This window comes from Rhodococcus ruber (genome assembly GCF_016804345.1).
Lineage (GTDB): Bacteria > Actinomycetota > Actinomycetes > Mycobacteriales > Mycobacteriaceae > Rhodococcus > Rhodococcus ruber.
The window spans coordinates 1,657,813-1,675,545 of the sequence record NZ_CP044211.1 but is presented as its reverse complement, the minus strand read 5'-3'; the positions used below and the strand labels follow the sequence as shown (position 1 = coordinate 1,675,545).

Below are 17,733 nucleotides of genomic sequence, written 5' to 3'. Positions count from 1 at the left end.
ACCTGTGCAGCTGACTATTTCGTGCGCGGATGGTCGCCCGGCCGGCCGGGTGCCTACTCCCGGAACAGTCCCGCCACGACGGCCGGGTCCACGTCGCCGATCCCCCGCGGCGACCACGACGGGTTGCGGTCCTTGTCGACGAGCACCGCGCGCACCCCTTCGGCGAAGTCCGGCTCGGCGGTGATGCGGACCGCGACCTCGAGTTCCCGCGCGAAGCACTCGCGCAGCGGGCTCTCGGCGCCGCGGCGCAGCAGCTCCGCGGTGACCCAGAGGCTCGTCGGGGATGCCGCACCGAGCGCCGCCCGGGTGGTGACGGCCCACGTCTCGTCGATGTCGTGGTTGCCGGACAGGCGCTCGACGACGTCGGCGACGGTGCCGTCACCGAACACCGCATCGATGTCCGGGTACCGGTCCGCGATCGCCGACGCGGGGGCCGCCTCGGCGAACTCGTCGAGCGCCGGCTGCCAGTGGCCCTCGCGGATCCGGTCGGCGAGGGCGTCGATCCGGTGACTGGGAACGAAGTGCGTCGCGAGGCCGACGGCGATGGCATCGCCGGCGTCGACGCGGGCGCCGGTCAGCGCCAGGTACAGGCCGACCGCGTCGCAACGGGCCGTGGTGCCGCGCAGCCGCGGCAGGAAATGACTGGCGCCGACGTCGGGGATGAAGCCGATCGCCGTCTCCGGCATCGCCAGCACGGCCCTCTCCGTCACGACACGGACCGCGCCGTGCACCGAGATGCCCAGCCCGCCGCCCATCGTGACTCCGTCGAGGAGCGCGAGATACGGCTTGGGGTAGGTGGCGACCAGTTCGTCGAGCCGGTACTCGTTCGCGAAGTAGTCCCGGACCGTGGCGGTGTCCCCGGCCACGGCGGCGTCCCGCACCGACTTGATGTCGCCACCGGCGCAGAACGCGCGGTCGGATGCGCTGGTGACCAGGACCGCGGTGATCTCCGGGTCGTCGCGCCATGCCAGCAGGGCCTCGTACATGTCGCGGATCATCGACGAGTCGAGGGCGTTGAGGGCCACCGGCCGGTCGAGCACCACCTCGCCGATGCCGTTGGCGACGCGGGTGCGGATGAAGGTGTCGGTCACGCGCCGGAGCCTACCGGCCCCTGCCCCGGCAGCCGATCATGTGGGAGCCCCGATCGCGCACGTGTCTGCGCGGGGCGCCGGACCTACCTGCCGGTACCGGCGGCGGCGCCCTGCCGGCGGCCGGTCAGGGGCCCGACGAGCAGCCATCGGTGTCCGAACGGATCGAGCAGCGTGGCGTTGCGGTGACCGTGACTCTCGGCGATCCAGCGTTCGACGGTGCCGCCGGCGTCGCGGGCCTTGGTGAGCACGGCGTCGGTGTCGTCGACCGGGAGCATCAGGCTCACCGACGTCGCGCCGGCCTCGGGCGCGGACAGGCCCATCTCGGGGAACTCCTCCGCCAGATACACCATCCCGGTGGGAAAGACCAACTCGGCGTGGCCGATCCGGCCGTCCTCGAGCACCACGGGGTCCCCCGCCAGCGTCGCGTCGAACACCTGCCGGTACCAGTCGATGGCACTGCGGGCGCGACCCACGATGAGGTACGGGAGCGCACCGGCCCGGGGGAAGACTTCGGTGTCGGTCGCGGTCATCGGACGGGTCCCCTCCTCTCGGCCGGTACGGGTTCGCGGCCGGTTCAGGACGCGCGGGGCGGCTGCTGCAGCAGCGACCACCGGTTCGAGGTGAGCCGGAAGCTGGGCATGTCGGCAACGGACGTGACTGTCTCCCAGTTCCTTTCGTAGCCGGTGTGGGAGATGCGCCAGAGCCCGTCCGTGCCGCGCACGTAGCGGTCGTGGTAGTAGGCGGACCCGCGCATCACGAGCCCGTCCTCGGGCACCACCACCGTGTCGGCGAGGAACCAGATACCCGTGGCCGTGTCCCCCTCGACGTCGATCTCGGGGTGGCCGCAGTGGTGTTCGGTGATGACGTGGGATCCGAGGGTGTTCTCGAGGAAGTTCAGGAACGCGTCGCGCGATTCGAAACTCAGGTGTTCGCCGTAGACGGCGGTGGCCTCGGGAACCATGGTGTCGGCCAGTTCGATCCACGACTTCGTGTCGAGCGCCCGCGCGTAGCGGTACTTCAGCCGCTCGATCTCACGTATCGCCTGCAGGTCCATTCTCGCGCCTCCCACCACAGGGCCTGTCTGCCAGGCTAGCCGGGATCCCCCTTGGGGGGTATCGATTCCGGCGGCTCGCCGGGCAATTGGATTGCAGTTAGGTCACGGGACCTGGATCGTGTTCCCGTTTCGCGATCAGGGCGCGGATCGCGGCGTCGACGAGCGTGCGGGCGTAGGCGTCGTCGTCGTCCGCCGCCGGTCCGGCGAGGGAGAACAGCACGTGGCTGAGCGCCGCACCGGTGACCATCTCGAGCAGGAGGGTCACCGAGACCTTCGGCGGCAGCTCGCCGCGTTCGACCGCCCGCAACACGATGGTGCGGGCCGCGACGAGGCGGCTCCGGTTGAGCGTGGTGGTCAGGTGGGCCAGCAGGTCCGGGTGCACACGCGCGTCGAGCGCGACGCGCAGGCTCACCAGCCCGGGTGTGGTGCGGTAGCCGCGCAGCAGCTGGGTGACCAGTTCGACCAGGTCCGAGCGCAACGCCCCGGTGTCGATCGGCACCGGCAGCGGGCTGCGCGCCTCGAGCGCCTGCACGAGCAGTTCGTCCTTGGTGGCCCAGCGGCGGTACAGCGCCGCCCGTCCCACCCGGGCGCGCCGGCCGACCGCGTCGAGCGTGAAGCCGCGCCAGCTCGTCTCGGAGTAGACCTCGATCACGGCGTCGTAGACGCGATCCTCGAGGTCGGCATCGCGGGGTCGGCCACGGCGACGCACGATCGGCTCGGTCACGGTGAGCAGTGTGCCAGACCATTTACAGACTGAATCAGTCCGTATTACTGTGCGGGTGACCGTTGCCCCGACCACTCCCCCGAGGCCGCACATGACCGACCCTGCCCGGACACCCGTCGTCGTCGGCGTCGGCGACCTGCGCTCCGGACGCGCCGGCGCCCCCGCCGACCCCCGCGAACCGCTCGACCTGATCCACGACGCCGCCGGGGCGGCCCTCGCCGACACCGGCGTCGACGGCATCGCGCGGCGCATCGACGCCGTGTACGCCGTCAAGACCGCGAGCTGGGCGTACGACGACCTCCCCGCGCTCCTCGCCGCACGCCTCGGCGCCGCGGCGGCCCGCACCCACACCAGTCCCCTCGGGGGGCACTGGCCGGCAGCGCTGCTCGACCGCATCGGCCACGAGATCGCCACCGGCACGACCGGCGTCGCGCTCCTCGTCGGCGGCGAATCCCAGGCCTCGGTCACCGCCGCGACGAAGGCCGGCACCGACCCCGCCGCACTCGGCTGGACCACCGACCCCGGCGGCCCACCCGCCTTCGACCCGGACGACCTCGGCAGCCCCGCGATGCAACGCGCCGGCATGCTCGCCCCCACCCGCGTCTACCCGCTGTTCGAGACCCGGCTCAGCCACCAACTCGGGCACTCCCACGACGAATCGCTGGCCTGGTCCGCGCAGCTGTACGCCGCGTTCTCCGAGATCGCCGGACGCAACCCCACCGCCTGGAACCCCGATCTGCGCACCGCCGAGGACATCACCACCGTGGGCCCGCGCAACCGGATGGTCACCGCTCCGTACCCGCTGCTGCTCAACGCGATGCCGTTCGTCGACCAGGCGGCCGCCGTCGTCGTCACCTCCCTCGCCACCGCCCGCGAACTCGGCGTCGCCGAGGACCGGATCGTGTACGTGTGGGGCGGGGCGGGCGCGACCGAACCGGCCGACATCCTCGCCCGCGCCGGCCTCGGCCGGTCCGCGGCACTCGCCGACGCCCTCGCCCGGACGCTCGAACGCACCGACCTGCGGCCGGCCGACCTGGACATCGTCGACGCCTACAGCTGCTTCCCCGTGGTGCCGAAGCTGCTCGTCGAACACCTCGGCCTGCCCCGCGAGACCGTCCCGAGCGTCACCGGCGGCCACTCCTTCTTCGGCGGACCGCTCAACAGCTACACGCTGCACTCCCTCGTCGCCGTCACCCGCCGGCTGCGCACCGACGGCGAGATCGCCCTCGTCCACGGCAACGGCGGCTACCTGACCTACCAGCACACCGTCGTGCTCGCCGCCGCCCCGCACACGCGCGGGTACGTCGGCGATCCCGAGCCACACGTACTGCCCGCCACCGGACCCGATCCCGCCGTCGGCTACAGCGGTGACGTCGAGATCCATACGGCAACCGCGGAATACGGACGCGACGGCCATCCGGCGATCGGGTTCCTGGTGGGCACCACCCCCGACGGCCGTCGAGTCTCCGGCTACACCGACGCCGCCGGCGCGCAGGTGCTCGCCGCGGGTGCGGACATCGTCGGGCGCACCGTCCACGTCGTCGACCGCGGCGGCGCCCTGACCGTCACCCTGACCGATCCCGTCACCGAGGAGTCCCCCGCATGACCGAGCCCGTCGTCCTGGTCGAACAGCGCGGCCACACGCTACTCGTCACCATCAACCGGCCCGGGGCCGCCAACAGCATCGACGCCGAGGTGCACACCGGCCTCGGCGAGGCGTGGGAACGCGCCGACAGGGACCCGGACGTGCGCGTCGTCGTCCTCACCGGTGCCGGAGAGCGGGTGTTCTGCGGCGGCGCCGACCTCGAGGCCCTCGGGACCGCCGGACCGGGTGGGGTCACCCCGCCCGAGACCGCGCACTGGGGGTTCGCCGGCGTCGTCAGGCACCCGATCGCCAAGCCGATCGTCGCGGCGGTCAACGGCACCGCCCTCGGCGGCGGTACCGAACTCGCCCTCGCGAGCGACCTCGTCGTCGCCGCCGACACCGCCGAGTTCGGGTTGCCCGAGGTCCACCGCGGCCTCATCGCCGGCGCCGGCGGGGTGTTCCGCATCGTGCAGGCCATCCCGCGGTCCGTCGCGATGGAACTCGTGCTCACCGGCAGGCCGATGTCCGCGGCCGACGCTCTGCGCTGGGGCCTGGTCAACCGCGTCGTCCCCCGGACCGACGTCCTCACCACCGCGCTCGAGCTCGCCGACCTCGTCGCGACCGGCGCGCCCCTGGCCGTGCAGGCGAGCAAGACGATCGCCCGCGGCATCGTCGACGGCATCGTCCCGTCCGAGGAACCGGCCTGGGACGCGACCGAGGCCGCCCTGGCCCGGCTGACCACCAGCGCCGACACCGTCGAGGGCGTCATGGCTTTCATGCAGAAGCGCGCACCCGTCTGGAGCGGACGATGACCACCGCACTGGATCGGGAGACCTGGGACACCCCCGAGCGGGCGGCTCCGCCGCCGGTGCGTCCTTTGGGCTGCTACTGCCGCCCAAAGGACACACCGGTCTACAAGTTCTCGGCCAGCTCCATCCACTGCTCCTCGGCGGCTTCCTTCTCCGCGACCACGCTGCGCAGCTCGGCGTCGAGCTTCTGCAGGCGGTCGGGATCGGTGGCCGCGTCGGCGAGGTCGTGGTGCAGCTTCTCCTCCCGCTCGGTCAGCTTCGCCACGCTCCGCTCGAGCCGCGCCAGCTCCTTGCGGGCGGCCCGCTCGGCGGCGCCGTCGCGCTTCGGTTGTTCCGCGCCCTGTTCGGGCATCGACGTCTTCGCGACCGTGGAGGCCGACGACGGGATGTCCCCGTCACCGAGCGCCGCACGACGGCGCAGGTACTCGTCGATCCCGCCCGGCAGGTTGGTGAGCGCGCCGTCGCCGAACAGCGCCCACGTCGAGTCACAGATCCGCTCGATCAGATAGCGGTCGTGCGAGATGACCACGAGGGTGCCCGCCCACCCGTCCAGCAGGTCCTCGAGCTGCTGCAGGGTGTCGATATCCAGGTCGTTGGTGGGTTCGTCGAGCAGCAGCACGTTCGGCTCGGCCATGAGCACCCGGGTCAGCTGCAGCCGTCGACGCTCGCCACCGGAGAGATCGCCGACGGGTGTGCGCTGCCGCGCCGGGGTGAACCCGAGCCGCTCGGCGAGCTGGCCGGCCGAGATCTCCTTGTCCCCCAGTGTGATCCGTTCGGCCACGTCCTTCACCGCGTCGAGCACCCTCAGGTCGGTGGGCAGGTCGTCGAGTTCCTGCCGCAGCCAGCCGATCTCGACGGTCTTGCCCTGGATGCGACGACCGGACGCCGGTTCGATCTCCCCGGCGAGGGTGCGCAGCAGCGTCGTCTTGCCGGAGCCGTTGACCCCGACCAGGCCGATCCGCTCCCCCGGGCCGAGCCGCCACGTCAGGTCGCGCACCAGCTCGCGGCCGTCGGGGGTGGTCAGTGTCGCGTCCTCGAGCTCGATGACCACCCGGCCCAGACGGCGTTTGGCGAACGACGCCAGCGCCACCGTGTCCCGCGGCGGCGGCACGTTCGCGATCAGCGATTCCGCCGCCTCGATGCGGTAGCGCGGCTTCGAGGTGCGGGCCGGGGCCCCGCGCCGCAGCCAGGCGAGTTCCTTGCGCGCGAGGTTGCGGCGCCGTTCCTCCATCGCGTCGGCCTGCCGGGCCCGCTCGGCACGAGCGAAGATCCAGTCGTTGTAGCCGCCCTCGTAGCTTTCCACCTGCCCGTTGACGACCTCCCACGTGCGGGTCGCGACGGTGTCGAGGAACCACCGGTCGTGGGTGACGACGACGAGGGCGCTGCGCCGGGCGAGCAGGTGCTCGGCCAGCCACTGCACACCCTCGACGTCGAGATGGTTGGTGGGCTCGTCGAGGACGAGCAGGTCGAGGTCCTGCACGAGGGCGGCGGCCAGCGCGACGCGTCGGCGTTCGCCGCCGGAGAGCCCGTCGACGAGGGCGTCGAGGCCGAGCCGGTCGACACCGATACCCGCGAGGACGGAGCGGATCCGGGCGTCGCCGGCCCATTCGTGCTCGGCCACCCCCAGCGGTCCCAGCACGACCTGTCCGACCGTGGATCCGGCCGGCAGGACGCCGCGCTGGGTGACGACCGCCATGCGCAGCCCGCCGACCCGGCTGACCCGGCCCGAGTCGGGCTCCTCGAGGCCGGTGAGGACCTCGAGGAGGGTGGTCTTGCCGCCGCCGTTGAGGCCGACGACGCCGATGCGCTCGCCCTCCTGCACACCGAGCGACACCGAGTCCAGCAGCGGTTTGATGCCGAAGGACTTCGAGACCTGTTCGAGGTTGATCAGATTCGCCACGCGGAGCAATGCCTTCCGAGATCAGGGGTGGGAGTTGTCGACGACGCGCGCGCCGGGGACCGGGCCGGAGGCCACGCGCACCGTCCGGCACACGCCGGCCCCGGCCAGTTCGGCGCTCACCGTCACCGCCGCGGCGGCGTCGGCGCACAGGAATGCACACGTGGGGCCGGACCCGGAGACGATGCCGGCCAGCGCGCCGGCCTCCACGCCCGCCCGCAGGGTGCGGCGCAGTGCGGGCGCGAGCGAGAGGGCCGCGGACTGCAGGTCGTTGCCCAGCAGCGGTGCCAGCACGTGCGCGTCACCGGCGGCGAGGGCCTGCAGCAGGTCGTCGAGGCCGCGGACCCGGGGCGGGGAACCTTCCGCCCGGAGACGGTCGAGTTCGCGGAACACCACCGGAGTCGACAGGCCACCCTTCGCGAGGGCCAGCACCCAGTGGAAGGTGCCACGGGAGAGGACCGGCACCAGCTGCTCGCCGCGGCCGGTGCCGATGGCGGTGCCGCCGTGCAGGCAGAACGGCACGTCGCTGCCCAGTTCCGCCGCGAGGTCGTCCAGGTCGTCGCGGGCGAGACCGAGTCCCCACAGGGCGTCGAGTGCGACGAGGGTGGCGGCGGCGTCGGCGCTGCCACCGGCCATCCCGCCGGCCACGGGGATGCCCTTGTCGATCGTGATGGCGACCTCGGGTGCGCGCCCGGCGCGTTCGGCCAGCAGCGTCGCGGCCCGCCAGGCGAGATTGGTGGCGTCCGCGGGGACGGCCGCGGCGTCCGCTCCGCGCACCCGCAGGCTCAACACGTCGGCTCGCACGACCGACACCTCGTCGCTCAGGGACAGCGCGTGGAAGACCGTGCGCAGCTCGTGGTACCCGTCCTCGCGCAGGTCACCGACGGCGAGATGCAGGTTCACCTTGGACGGTGCTCGCACGGTGACGGGGCTCGGGACGACGGACAGCACGGATATACAGCTTACGCACCCCTGCGGTCCCGAATGCGGACGGCGGCTGTCCTCGTTCGCTGGCATGCTCGGACCATGCGCGAAACGTCCGCTCGCCTGTTGCGGCTGCTGTCGCTCCTGCAGACCCGGCGGGACTGGTCGGGTGCCGAGCTGGCCGACCGCCTGCAGATCACGACCCGCACGGTGCGCCGGGACGTGGACAAACTCCGCGACCTCGGTTACCCCGTGGACGCCACCGTCGGGGTCGGCGGCGGATACCGCCTCGGCGCCGGCGCGGAGATGCCGCCGCTGCTGCTCGACGACGAGGAGGTCGTCGCGGTGGCCGTCGCCCTGCAGTCCGGGGCGACCGGCTCGGTGACGGGGATCGGCGAGGCGTCGGGGCGTGCCTTCGCCAAGTTGCGGCACGTGATGCCCTCGCGGCTGCGGCACCGGCTCGAGGCGCTGCGTGTGGAGGTCGTCGAGCGGGCGCCCGCCGCGTCCGCAGTCGACGCGGCGCTGCTGTCCGCCGTCGCCGCGGTGTGCCACGCACACGAGCGGCTGCGGTTCGACTATCGCGCGCACGACGGCGGCTGCTCTCGGCGGGAGGTGGAGCCGTACCGGCTGGTGCGGTCGGGTGCACGCTGGTATCTGATGGCGTGGGATCTGCATCGGCAGGACTGGCGGTCGTTCCGGGTCGACCGGATGGAGCCGAAGATCCCCACCGGTCCCCGGTTCGTCCCGCGCGAGCTGCCGCCGGGCGGGGCGGCGGAGTTCGTGAGCCGGGGCATCGCCCGCGGCATCGTCCGGACGCGGGCCCGGGTGCTGCTGCACGCGCCGTTCGACTCGATCGTGCCGATGGTCGACGAGCAGTGGGGAACTCTCGAGCCGGTCGACGAGAATCACTGTGCGGTCGCGCTCGGCGGCTCGTCGCTCGGGTCGATCGCGAGCTGGCTCGCGGAGTTCGACGTCGACTTCACGGTGCTGGATCCGCCGGAACTGCGGGAGGCGTGCCTGCAGGCAGGCCGCCGGCACGAGCTGCTCGCCCGGCGATACGAACGCGCCGGCTCCGTCGCGGGAAGCGACTGAGCCGGCGCGTGCGGTGACCGAATGTCACATCGGTTCGGTTCGATCGAGTGCGTGTGACATTCGGTCGGTGAGGCAGGTGGGTCAGCCGATGACGGTGACGCCGGTGGCCTGCGGGCCCTTCTGGCCCTGGCCGACCTCGAAGCTCACGCGCTGGTTCTCCTCGAGGGTGCGGAAGCCGCCGCCCTGGATCTCGGAGAAGTGCACGAAGACGTCCGCGGAGCCGTCGGCGGGGGCAATGAAGCCGAAGCCCTTCTCGCCGTTGAACCACTTCACGGTACCTTCAACCATGTTCATTCCTAAGAAGATTCGGGAAGCGCCGGGCTTCCCCACTCGTCGAGCGACACTTCGCCGCTCGGGTCTGTCACTCGACGGTAGAGAACGATTCCGTGTGGGCTATCGCATCCGCTCGCAACCAGAAATGTGCGAGGGGTGAACCACGAACACAACCTAACGACCGAGAGCCAGTAGATCACATCGACGCCCGCACCGCCAGCGAAACGCCCGGAAAGAACTCGAAAGCGCATTGTGCGAGCCCTTTTTCGCGGAGCACACGCGGGGTCCGGAGACGGAAGAAGGACCGGTCCGTGCGGACCGGTCCCTCTTCACTGCTTGTCACACCTCTGCCGGCGGCACTTCCGCGGCGACCTCACGAGGCCGTCGGGGAATGCGCGCGTCCGGAAGAACGCGCAGCGAGCTACGTCAGCCGATGACGGTGACGCCGGTGGCCTGCGGGCCCTTCTGGCCCTGGCCGACCTCGAAGCTCACGCGCTGGTTCTCCTCGAGGGTGCGGAAGCCGCGGCCCTGGATCTCGGAGAAGTGCACGAAGACGTCCGCGGAGCCGTCGGCGGGGGCAATGAAGCCGAAGCCCTTCTCGCCGTTGAACCACTTCACGGTACCTTCAACCATTTTCAACCTCATACATCTCGGAAAGCCTCGAGGCCTTCACGTTTCGTCGAACGACACGACGTCGCCCGGGCCTGTCACTCGACGGCTGAGAAGGATTCCGTGGGAATTTCGCATCCGCTCGCAACTAGAGAAATGTGCGAGGGGTAAACCACGAACACACTACCTAACGACCGTGTACCAGTAGAGCACAGATCCGCCCGTCTGCCAAGCGTTGCGCGGGCACCGGTCTGCGCGCCGCCGTCACGACGTGCCGGCGATCCGCACGAAGGCGGCGGCATCGAGTTTCTCGCCCCGCGTCGACGGATCGATTCCGGCGGCGAGCAGGCGGCGCTCGGCTTCGGCGGCCGAGCCGGCCCAGCCGCTCAGCGCTGCGCGCAGCGTCTTGCGGCGCTGCGCGAAGGCGGCATCGACGACGGCGAACACCGTGCGGCGGTGCGCCTCGTCCGTGGGCCAGGGCGGTTCGGTGTAGCGGTCGATGCGCACCAGGCCCGATTCCACCTGGGGCACCGGCCAGAACACGGCCCGGCCGACCGAGCCGGCGCGACGGACATGGCCGAAGAAGCCGGCCTTGACGCTGGGCACGCCGTAGACGCGGCTGCCGGGCGCGGCGGCGAGCCGATCGGCCACTTCGGCCTGCACCATCACCAGAGCCGTACGCAGCGAGTCGAATTCGGCGAAAAGGTGAAGCAGCACGGGGACCGCGACGTTGTAGGGCAGGTTCGCAACGAGGGCCGTCGGGGCAACCGGCAGGTCGGCGGGGTGCACCCGCATGGCGTCTTTCAGGACGACGTCGAGCCGGTCGGCGAGGTCGGGGGCGCGGTCGGCGACCGTCGCGGGCAGTCGCTCGGCGAGCCTGGGGTCGATCTCGACGGCGACGACGCGGTCGACCACGTCGAGCAGGGCGAGCGTCAGCGAGCCGAGACCCGGGCCCACCTCGAGGACCACGTCGTCGCGGCCGACACCGGCGACGGAGACGATGCGGCGCACCGTGTTGGCGTCGTGCACGAAGTTCTGGCCGAGCTGTTTCGTCGGCCGGACACCGAACTCCTCCGCGAGGGCGCGCACCTCGGCGGGGCCGAGGAGGGCGGCACGACCGCGAGCGGTCCCGTCGGAACCGTCGCGAGCGGTCACGTCGGAACCGTCGCGGGCGGTCCCGTCGGAACCGTCGCGGGCGGTCCCGTCGGAACCGTCGCGGGCGGTCCCGTCGGAACCGTCGCGGGGGGCCGAGCCGGGATCGCCGGAGGAGTGGTCTGGCACGTGCCGAACCTAGCGCACGCCGCTGCGGGACGAGTAGGACGGCCACGCTCCCCGGCGCTTCGGTCGACCCTTCCGGCCCACCTGTGGGCGGCCGTAGGCGCCGGTGACGGTGACCGCGACGAGGGCGTCGACCGGTTCGCGACGGGTCTCGACTCCGTCGATACTCGACGGCACCTCACGCGCCCTCCGCGGCACTCCGTGTACCCGGCCGTCACGTCGGTGCGCACGGTGGCCGGCGAGCGCTGTCCCCGGCCGACGTCGACCGGCGGGGTCGTGCCGGAGGAAGGTCTCGTGCCGGAAGAGCGTCGTCGCGGCGCCCCGGCGACGGATGTCGCCAGGAGCGCCGCGACGACGGTGTGCTGCAGCACGAAACGCGTGTCGGCGATCCTCGTCCGCGAGGACGTGAGGCGGAGTTCCTACCGCAGGCCCATCTTGCTGGTGCACGACGGCCAGGCTCCCCAGCCCTGTGCGGCCTGGACCTTCTCGGCGACGGCGATCTGCTGCTCGCGGCTGGCCAGGTCGGCGCGCGGCGCGTACTGGGTGCCGCCGAACGCGGCCCAGGTCTGCTGGGTGAACTGCAGGCCGCCGTAGAAGCCGTTGCCGGTGTTGATGGCCCAGTTGCCGGTGGCCTCGCACTGCGCGAGGGCGTCCCAGGTGGAGGCACGGCCGGAAGCGGGCACGGCCGGCTTGGGCTTGGTGCCGACGCGGACGACGGCCGGGGCCGGCTCGCGGAGGGTCGTCGAGGCCTTCTCGGTGCGGCCGACCTCGACGCCGTCGATCGTGTGCACCTCGAAGGTCACGGTGCGCTCACCGGGAGCACCCGGGGTGTCGACGGCGGTCTCGCCCTCGGTCATGTTCGGGTCGTCGACGCGCTGTTCGGGGGCCGGCACCGGCTGGTTCTCGATGCGGGTCTCGATGCGGTCGCGGGTGACGCGGATCTCGAGGCCCTCGGTCAGCGCCGCATCGACCGGGGGCATCACCGAATCGGCCTGCTCGAGCGCCACACCGTGCGCGGTCAGGAACTCCCCGACCGTCGGCGCCGCCATCCGCACCTCGACCGGCGGGGCACCACCGTCGAGCAACCGCACCGTCTTCGGGCTCACCACGTCGAGCTCGGCACCCTCGAGCGGCAACCGGTGCGACCGGGACGCCGAGGTGTACACGTCCGCGGCCAGCTCGAACTGCGCCAGCGCCTCGTCCACCGTCGACGCCGTCGTCCACACGGTGCGCTCGACACCGTCGACGCTCAGCTGCACCTCACGTGCCCGCCGCAGCACCACCGTGTCCCCGTCCGAGACCGCGGCGTCGACGGCCGGGGCCACCACGTCGTGCTCGCCGACCGGGTAGCCGGCGCCGGCGAGCACGTCACCGACCTCGGAGCTCATGGTGCTGAGCGCGACCCGCTCGCCGTCCACGTCGAGGGTGAGTTCCTTGTGCTGGATCAGCGCGGCGACTCCGCCGGCCGCGAGGGTGAGGAAGAGCGCGGCGACGACCACGTACAGCGTCGGCGATTTCGCTCTGTTGATCTTGGTGAAAGGTGACACGGTAATTCCTGGACTGTCGACAACTTCGATCACAGCACGGTAACGAATCGGCATTGATACGGCAACTGCAGTGGGTCTACCTGCGAATTTCCCGTAAGGAAGTAGGTGACGATTCGTAATTTTCGATCAATGACCGAGTCGTGTCCGAGCCGGAACCGCGTCGATTCGACGCCCGGAAAATCACCCCACGCGAAGCGTGAATTACCGCTGTGGAATTTGCGCGGGTGACCCACCGTCCGGGGCCGTGGCGGGGGGCGGTTCCACGCGCCCCGGACATCGTCGCGCTCTCGACGCGTGGACCCACGGTGCCGCGATCCGGGCCAGGGGGCGACGCGGAACTGCGCACAGCCGCGGCTGTCGGCTCGCGCAAGGCGGGAGGCACGGCACCGTCACAACGGACGGCCGTTCTGCGAAGGGCCGCAGACGAGGAGCGGCCGAAAAGTCCGACGCGCGGCGGGGACTCTGCCCGGCGGGCGAACGGCGACGCGCCGGGGCGAACGACGACCGCCCGGCGGCGACAGGCGACGGAGGAGGCGCTCGGGATCCGCGCGGCGAAAAACGCGACGGGTTGCGCGGGAGCGCCGCCGGGAGCTGCTCCCGGCCGACGGTTACGCCTCGAGGGAGCCGTTCGGCGGGAACGGATGCGCGATCTTCGCGCGAAAGTGCTCCGAAGGCCGGCGCCCGGTCTCCCGGACGCCGGCCCTCGGCCTACGCGGTCTGCAGGAACCGCACCCGGCGGCCGAGCAGGGCGTCGACGCTGTACGCGCCGGCGCCGACGACCGCGAGAACCAGCGCTCCGGCGCCGAGTGCTCCGACGAGCTCCCATCCACCGTCGGTGACGTAGATGCCGTTGCCGATGTGGACGAAGAAGAACGCGCCGAGCATGTTCACCAGCAGCAGGACACCGAAGACCGGCACGAGCAGGCCGATGATCAGGGCGATGCCGCCGAGTGTCTCCACCCAGGTGGCGTAGAAGGCGGACAGCGCGGGCACGGGCACGTCCATGCCCTCGAATCCGGCCTTGGTGGCGGAGTATCCCTGGTTCACCTTCTGCAGCCCGTGGGCCAGGAAGACGATCCCGATGACCACTCGGGCGACGAGCAGCCCGACGTTGCGCAGGACGGGGTTGTTCATGGGGGTGACCTTTCGGTGCGGGCGATGGGGGGCTCGTCCTTCGATCGAAGCCGCCCCTACGGTAGCGGCGCAAGGTTGAAGGTTCAACTTAATCGGCCACCCGCCGCCGGACGGCATCCGAAAAGTAGTTGATCGATCAATCACATGGGGTATGCTTTCGTCGAAGGCGCAACCACCGGCCGAAGGAGCCCACCGTGAGCACCAGCGTGGAAGAGGAACGCAGCCGCCGCTCCGCGACGTTGCGGGAGGAACTCCGCACCCGCTACCTCCGGCCCGTCGGCGAACGACCCGCGTCGTCGGCGCGCGGGTTGCACCACACCGCACTCGTCAGCAGCGACGTCGAGCGCACGGTGCGCTTCTACCAGGACGTGCTCGAGTTCCCGCTCACCGAACTGATCGAGAACCGCGACTACCCCGGTTCGTCGCACTTCTTCTTCGACATCGGAAACGGAAACCTGCTGGCCTTCTTCGACTTTCCCGGCCTCGACGTCGGCCCCTACCAGGAGGTCCTCGGCGGGCTGCACCACATCGCGATCAGCGTCGAGCAGAGCCGCTGGGAACGCCTGCGCACCAAACTGACCGAAGCGGGCATCGACCTCGTCGAGCACAGCGAGGTCTCCCTGTACTTCCGCGACCCCGACGGCGCCCGCATCGAACTCATCGCCGATCCCCTCGGCGAGATGTACGGAAGCAAGGTCTTGTAGATGAGCAACGTCGACGCCGAGCCCACCGAGATCGTCTGCGAATCCGAGCCCGCGCCCACCCGGGTACAGATCATCACTTCCCGTGAGGTGCCGCTCGGCGGCCCGCGCGCGATGCCGGTCCGCCGCACGCTGCCGCAGCGCGCCCGGTCCCTCGTCGGAGCCTGGTGCTTCGCCGACCACTACGGGCCCGACGACGTCGCCGCGACCGGCGGAATGGACGTCGCGCCGCACCCGCACACCGGCCTGCAGACGGTGAGCTGGCTGTTCGCCGGCGAGATCGAGCACCGCGACAGCCTCGGCAAGCACGCGTTCGTCCGCCCCGGCGAACTCAACCTCATGACGGGCGGCCACGGCATCGCGCACTCGGAGGTCTCCACACCGGCCACGACGGTCCTGCACGGCGTCCAGCTGTGGGTTGCTCTGCCCGACGCGCACCGGGACGCACCCCGTGACTTCCGGCACCACGTGCCCGAACCGGTCCGGCTCGCGGGCGCGACCGTTGCCGTCTTCCTCGGCTCCCTCGCCGGCTCCACGTCGCCCGTGCCCACCTTCACCCCGCTGCTCGGGGCCGAGATCACCCTCGACCCGGGCGCGAGCGTCGAACTGACCGTCGATCCCGCGTTCGAGCACGGCCTGCTGGTCGACACCGGCAGCATCCGGCTCGCCGGCACAGTCCTGTCCCGCTCCGCACTCGGCTACGTCGGCACCGGCGTCTCCACGCTCCCCCTGACGAATCTCACCGACGAACCCGCACGTGCCGTGCTGCTCGGCGGGACGCCGTTCGGGGAGGAGATCGTCATGTGGTGGAACTTCGTCGGTCGCAGCCACGACGAGATCGTCGCGTTCCGCGACGAGTGGCAGCGCGAGGGAGAACGCTTCGGCCGGGTCGACGGCTACACCGGGAAGGTCGCGCGGCTACCCGCACCGGCGCTGCCCAACGCGCAGATCCGGCCGCGCCGCAATCCCCCCACCGCCCACTGAGGGGGCACCCTCACCAGGAACACCGAGGGGCACCCTCACCAGGAACACCGAGGGGGCACCCTCACCAGGAACACCGAGGGGGCACCCTCACTCGGGACGGATCCCGGCATAGGCATCGCCCAGCAGGCGCCGCACCCCCACCCGGGTCACCTCGCGGGGGTTGGGGTACTGCCGTTCGGTGGCCAGGTGTGCCGCCTCGTCCAGGTCGCCCTCGGACATGCCCAGTTCGGCGAGCGTCGTCGGACCACCCGCGGCCGCCACCAGGTCGAAGACCCCGGCCGGGGCGGTGGGCGTGCCGAGCGCATCGGCGATACGGCTCATCACGGCCGGTACCGACGGCGCGTTGAACGCCATCACGTGCGGCAGCACCACGGTGTGCGTCGCCGCGTGCGGCAGGTCGAAACTGCCACCCAGGACGTGGCACAGCTTGTGGTGCAAGCCCATTCCTCCCGCGCTCAGGCACGTGCCGGCCAGCCATGCCGCGAGCAGCAGGTCCGAGCGGCCCTCGCGGTCCGCGGCGTCGGCACCGAGGACCGGCACACCCCGGGCGATCGCGCGGATCGCCTCGAGCGCCAGCGTGTCGATGATCGGGTTGGCGTGCTCGGCGTACAACGCCTCCACGGCATGCGCCATCGCGTTGATCGCGCTGGTCAGTGCCATCGGGATCGGCATCGACAGGGTGAACTCGACGTCGTAGATGACGGTTTCGGGCAGGATGGCCGGCGACGAGTGCGTGGTCTTCACCCCGTCCGAGGTCTCCCCGAGGACGGGCGTGACCTCGGATCCGGCGTAGGTGGTCGGCAGGATCACCTGGTCCACGCCGGTGCGCACCGCGATCGCCTTCGACAGCCCCGTCGTCGACCCTCCGCCCACGGCGACGACGGCGTCGATGTCGTGCTCGGAGACCAGGCCCAGCACCTTCTCGGTGACCGCGACGGGGGTGTGCATGACGGCTCCGTCGAACCGGGCGGCCTGGAGGCTCCCGAGGGCCTTCTCGACGAGTTCGGCCTGCGGACGGACGTGTTCGCCGCCGAGCAGCAGGACCCGGGAGCGATCCAGGCGGCGCACCTCGTCGGCGACCCGCGCCGCGGTTCCCGGACCGAAGACCACCCGTGACGGCTGAGCGTTGTAGACGAAACTGTGCATGTCACCCATTGTCCCCGGCCACCCGCTCCGGCCGCCTCGGAACGGGGACACCGTTACGAAAGTCCGTATACCCGTTCGGCATTCGCGGTGGTCGTGGCGGCCAGCTCGGCCGGGTCCGCGCCACGCACCTCCGCGAGCGCCCGCACCGTGTAGGGCAGGCAGTACGGCTCGTTGGGGGCCCCGCGGAACGGATGGGGCGTCAGGAAGGGGGCATCGGTCTCCACGAGCACCAGCTCGGGCGGCACCAACGGGGCTGCGGCACGCAGCGCCTTCGCGTTCTTGAAGCTCACCGTCCCGGAGAAGCTGAGCAGGTAGCCGGCGTCGACGCAGGCCCGCGCCATATCCGCGTCCGACGAGAAGCAGTGGAAGATCACCGTCTCCGGCGCACCCTCGTCGTGCAGGACGCGGAGCAACTCGGCATCGGCGTCACGATTGTGGATCATCAGGGTCTTGCCGAGCCGTTTGGCCAGATCGATGTGCCAGCGGAACGCGTCCTCCTGCTCGAGCGGGTCGGCGCAGCCGTCGAGCTTGCCGGGCCAGTACAGGTCGAGGCCGGTCTCCCCCACGGCGACGACGCGCGGGTCGGCGGCGAGCTTCTCGATCTCGGCGCGCGTGGCGTCGTCGAGCGCGTTCGCACGGGTGGGGTGGAGCGCCACGGCGGCGTAGACCCGTGCGTCCCAGTGCGCGGCGTCGACGGCGAAGCGGGCTGCGGCGATGTCGTCGGCCACGGTGACGACCCGTCCGACGCCCACCGCGGCCGCCCGGTCGAGGACGGCCGCCACCGATTCGGCATCGTGGGCTCCGCACGCGTCGAGGTGCGTGTGGGCGTCGACGAGAGGCGAGAGCGGCTGCGGAGGCTCGGGCGCGGGACGGGTTCGGCTCACG

The 17,733-nt window shown here is 71.4% G+C and carries 19 protein-coding genes; 5 read left to right on the top strand and 14 right to left on the bottom strand.

Features of this window, described 5'->3' with window-relative positions; genetic code table 11:
* Positions 1-53: 53 nt before the first annotated feature.
* The 4 genes from F1734_RS07920 to F1734_RS07905 form a co-directional block, all read right to left on the bottom strand.
* Positions 54-1,091 (bottom strand): enoyl-CoA hydratase/isomerase family protein, encoded by a 1,038-nt coding sequence (locus tag F1734_RS07920; protein ID WP_017679495.1) that lies wholly within the window; start codon positions 1,089-1,091, stop codon positions 54-56.
* A gap of 83 nt (positions 1,092-1,174) precedes the next feature.
* Positions 1,175-1,621: a VOC family protein gene (locus F1734_RS07915; protein ID WP_203011501.1), complete on the bottom strand. Its 447-nt coding sequence runs from the start codon at positions 1,619-1,621 to the stop codon at positions 1,175-1,177.
* A gap of 44 nt (positions 1,622-1,665) precedes the next feature.
* Positions 1,666-2,145 carry a nuclear transport factor 2 family protein gene (locus tag F1734_RS07910; RefSeq protein ID WP_017679493.1) on the bottom strand — a complete coding sequence of 160 codons (480 nt, stop codon included), beginning with the start codon at positions 2,143-2,145 and terminating at the stop codon, positions 1,666-1,668.
* A gap of 97 nt (positions 2,146-2,242) precedes the next feature.
* On the bottom strand, positions 2,243-2,869 hold the full coding sequence (locus F1734_RS07905; RefSeq protein ID WP_203011500.1) for a TetR/AcrR family transcriptional regulator: 627 nt from the start codon (positions 2,867-2,869) through the stop codon (positions 2,243-2,245).
* A gap of 91 nt (positions 2,870-2,960) precedes the next feature.
* Here F1734_RS07905 and F1734_RS07900 point away from each other — a divergent pair, with 91 nt between their 5' ends.
* Entirely contained in the window at positions 2,961-4,475 is a 1,515-nt protein-coding gene (locus F1734_RS07900) for a hypothetical protein (protein ID WP_064065649.1), read from the top strand.
* Positions 4,472-5,266, top strand: a complete 795-nt coding sequence (locus F1734_RS07895; RefSeq protein WP_017679490.1) for an enoyl-CoA hydratase-related protein — start codon at positions 4,472-4,474, stop codon at positions 5,264-5,266. Before F1734_RS07900 ends, F1734_RS07895 begins: the two co-directional genes overlap by 4 nt.
* Before the next feature lie 100 nt (positions 5,267-5,366).
* Here F1734_RS07895 and F1734_RS07890 read toward each other — a convergent pair whose 3' ends face one another.
* Together F1734_RS07890 and F1734_RS07885 are read right to left on the bottom strand one after the other, a co-directional pair.
* Complete coding sequence (locus F1734_RS07890) at positions 5,367-7,163, bottom strand: ABC-F family ATP-binding cassette domain-containing protein (protein ID WP_017679489.1); 1,797 nt, start codon at positions 7,161-7,163, stop codon at positions 5,367-5,369.
* 21 nt (positions 7,164-7,184) lie between these two features.
* Entirely contained in the window at positions 7,185-8,111 is a 927-nt protein-coding gene (locus F1734_RS07885; protein ID WP_010592974.1) for a 4-(cytidine 5'-diphospho)-2-C-methyl-D-erythritol kinase, read from the bottom strand.
* 75 nt (positions 8,112-8,186) lie between these two features.
* On the opposite strand from F1734_RS07885, the gene F1734_RS07880 reads away from it, so the two are divergent.
* Entirely contained in the window at positions 8,187-9,176 is a 990-nt protein-coding gene (locus F1734_RS07880) for a helix-turn-helix transcriptional regulator (RefSeq protein ID WP_010592975.1), read from the top strand.
* An 81-nt stretch (positions 9,177-9,257) separates the two neighbouring features.
* Here the strand turns inward: F1734_RS07880 and F1734_RS07875 are convergent, their stop codons facing one another.
* From F1734_RS07875 to F1734_RS07850, 6 genes are all read right to left on the bottom strand, one after another.
* Positions 9,258-9,464, bottom strand: a complete 207-nt coding sequence (locus F1734_RS07875; RefSeq protein WP_003937833.1) for a cold-shock protein — start codon at positions 9,462-9,464, stop codon at positions 9,258-9,260.
* 411 nt (positions 9,465-9,875) lie between these two features.
* Positions 9,876-10,082 (bottom strand): cold-shock protein, encoded by a 207-nt coding sequence (locus tag F1734_RS07870; protein ID WP_003937832.1) that lies wholly within the window; start codon positions 10,080-10,082, stop codon positions 9,876-9,878.
* Positions 10,083-10,322: 240 nt separating this feature from the next.
* Positions 10,323-11,213 carry a 16S rRNA (adenine(1518)-N(6)/adenine(1519)-N(6))-dimethyltransferase RsmA gene (rsmA, locus tag F1734_RS07865; RefSeq protein ID WP_119700279.1) on the bottom strand — a complete coding sequence of 297 codons (891 nt, stop codon included), beginning with the start codon at positions 11,211-11,213 and terminating at the stop codon, positions 10,323-10,325.
* Positions 11,214-11,348: 135 nt separating this feature from the next.
* Positions 11,349-11,513 carry a hypothetical protein gene (locus F1734_RS07860; RefSeq protein WP_161800535.1) on the bottom strand — a complete coding sequence of 55 codons (165 nt, stop codon included), beginning with the start codon at positions 11,511-11,513 and terminating at the stop codon, positions 11,349-11,351.
* A gap of 242 nt (positions 11,514-11,755) precedes the next feature.
* Positions 11,756-12,883, bottom strand: coding sequence for a resuscitation-promoting factor (locus tag F1734_RS07855; protein ID WP_010592977.1), 1,128 nt, complete (start codon positions 12,881-12,883; stop codon positions 11,756-11,758).
* Between the two features lie 708 nt (positions 12,884-13,591).
* On the bottom strand, positions 13,592-14,017 hold the full coding sequence (locus F1734_RS07850) for a DoxX family protein (protein ID WP_010592978.1): 426 nt from the start codon (positions 14,015-14,017) through the stop codon (positions 13,592-13,594).
* 194 nt (positions 14,018-14,211) lie between these two features.
* On the opposite strand from F1734_RS07850, the gene F1734_RS07845 reads away from it, so the two are divergent.
* Together F1734_RS07845 and F1734_RS07840 are read left to right on the top strand one after the other, a co-directional pair.
* The gene (locus F1734_RS07845) at positions 14,212-14,721 is read left to right on the top strand and encodes a VOC family protein (protein WP_048771956.1); all 510 of its coding nucleotides are present in this window, start codon (positions 14,212-14,214) and stop codon (positions 14,719-14,721) included.
* A complete protein-coding gene (locus tag F1734_RS07840; RefSeq protein ID WP_048771958.1) occupies positions 14,722-15,702 on the top strand; it encodes a pirin family protein in 981 nt (326 codons plus the stop codon). It abuts the gene before it with no gap.
* An 87-nt stretch (positions 15,703-15,789) separates the two neighbouring features.
* Here F1734_RS07840 and F1734_RS07835 read toward each other — a convergent pair whose 3' ends face one another.
* Positions 15,790-16,848, bottom strand: a complete 1,059-nt coding sequence (locus F1734_RS07835) for a maleylacetate reductase (RefSeq protein WP_026137475.1) — start codon at positions 16,846-16,848, stop codon at positions 15,790-15,792.
* A 53-nt stretch (positions 16,849-16,901) separates the two neighbouring features.
* The gene (locus F1734_RS07830) at positions 16,902-17,732 is read right to left on the bottom strand and encodes a TatD family hydrolase (RefSeq protein WP_017679481.1); all 831 of its coding nucleotides are present in this window, start codon (positions 17,730-17,732) and stop codon (positions 16,902-16,904) included.
* Position 17,733: the final 1 nt, after the last annotated feature.

Excerpts from the sequence above, each read along its gene's own strand:
- F1734_RS07910 (WP_017679493.1), bottom strand. The coding sequence starts at position 2,145 with ATGGACCTGCAGGCGATACGTGAGATCGAGCGGCTGAAGTACCGCTAC.
- F1734_RS07895 (WP_017679490.1), top strand. The coding sequence starts at position 4,472 with ATGACCGAGCCCGTCGTCCTGGTCGAACAGCGCGGCCACACGCTACTC.
- F1734_RS07850 (WP_010592978.1), bottom strand. The coding sequence starts at position 14,017 with ATGAACAACCCCGTCCTGCGCAACGTCGGGCTGCTCGTCGCCCGAGTG.
- F1734_RS07835 (WP_026137475.1), bottom strand. The coding sequence starts at position 16,848 with ATGCACAGTTTCGTCTACAACGCTCAGCCGTCACGGGTGGTCTTCGGT.
- F1734_RS07870 (WP_003937832.1), bottom strand. The coding sequence starts at position 10,082 with ATGGTTGAAGGTACCGTGAAGTGGTTCAACGGCGAGAAGGGCTTCGGC.
- F1734_RS07880 (WP_010592975.1), top strand. The coding sequence starts at position 8,187 with ATGCGCGAAACGTCCGCTCGCCTGTTGCGGCTGCTGTCGCTCCTGCAG.
- F1734_RS07900 (WP_064065649.1), top strand. The coding sequence starts at position 2,961 with ATGACCGACCCTGCCCGGACACCCGTCGTCGTCGGCGTCGGCGACCTG.
- F1734_RS07840 (WP_048771958.1), top strand. The coding sequence starts at position 14,722 with ATGAGCAACGTCGACGCCGAGCCCACCGAGATCGTCTGCGAATCCGAG.
- F1734_RS07875 (WP_003937833.1), bottom strand. The coding sequence starts at position 9,464 with ATGGTTGAAGGTACCGTGAAGTGGTTCAACGGCGAGAAGGGCTTCGGC.
- F1734_RS07915 (WP_203011501.1), bottom strand. The coding sequence starts at position 1,621 with ATGACCGCGACCGACACCGAAGTCTTCCCCCGGGCCGGTGCGCTCCCG.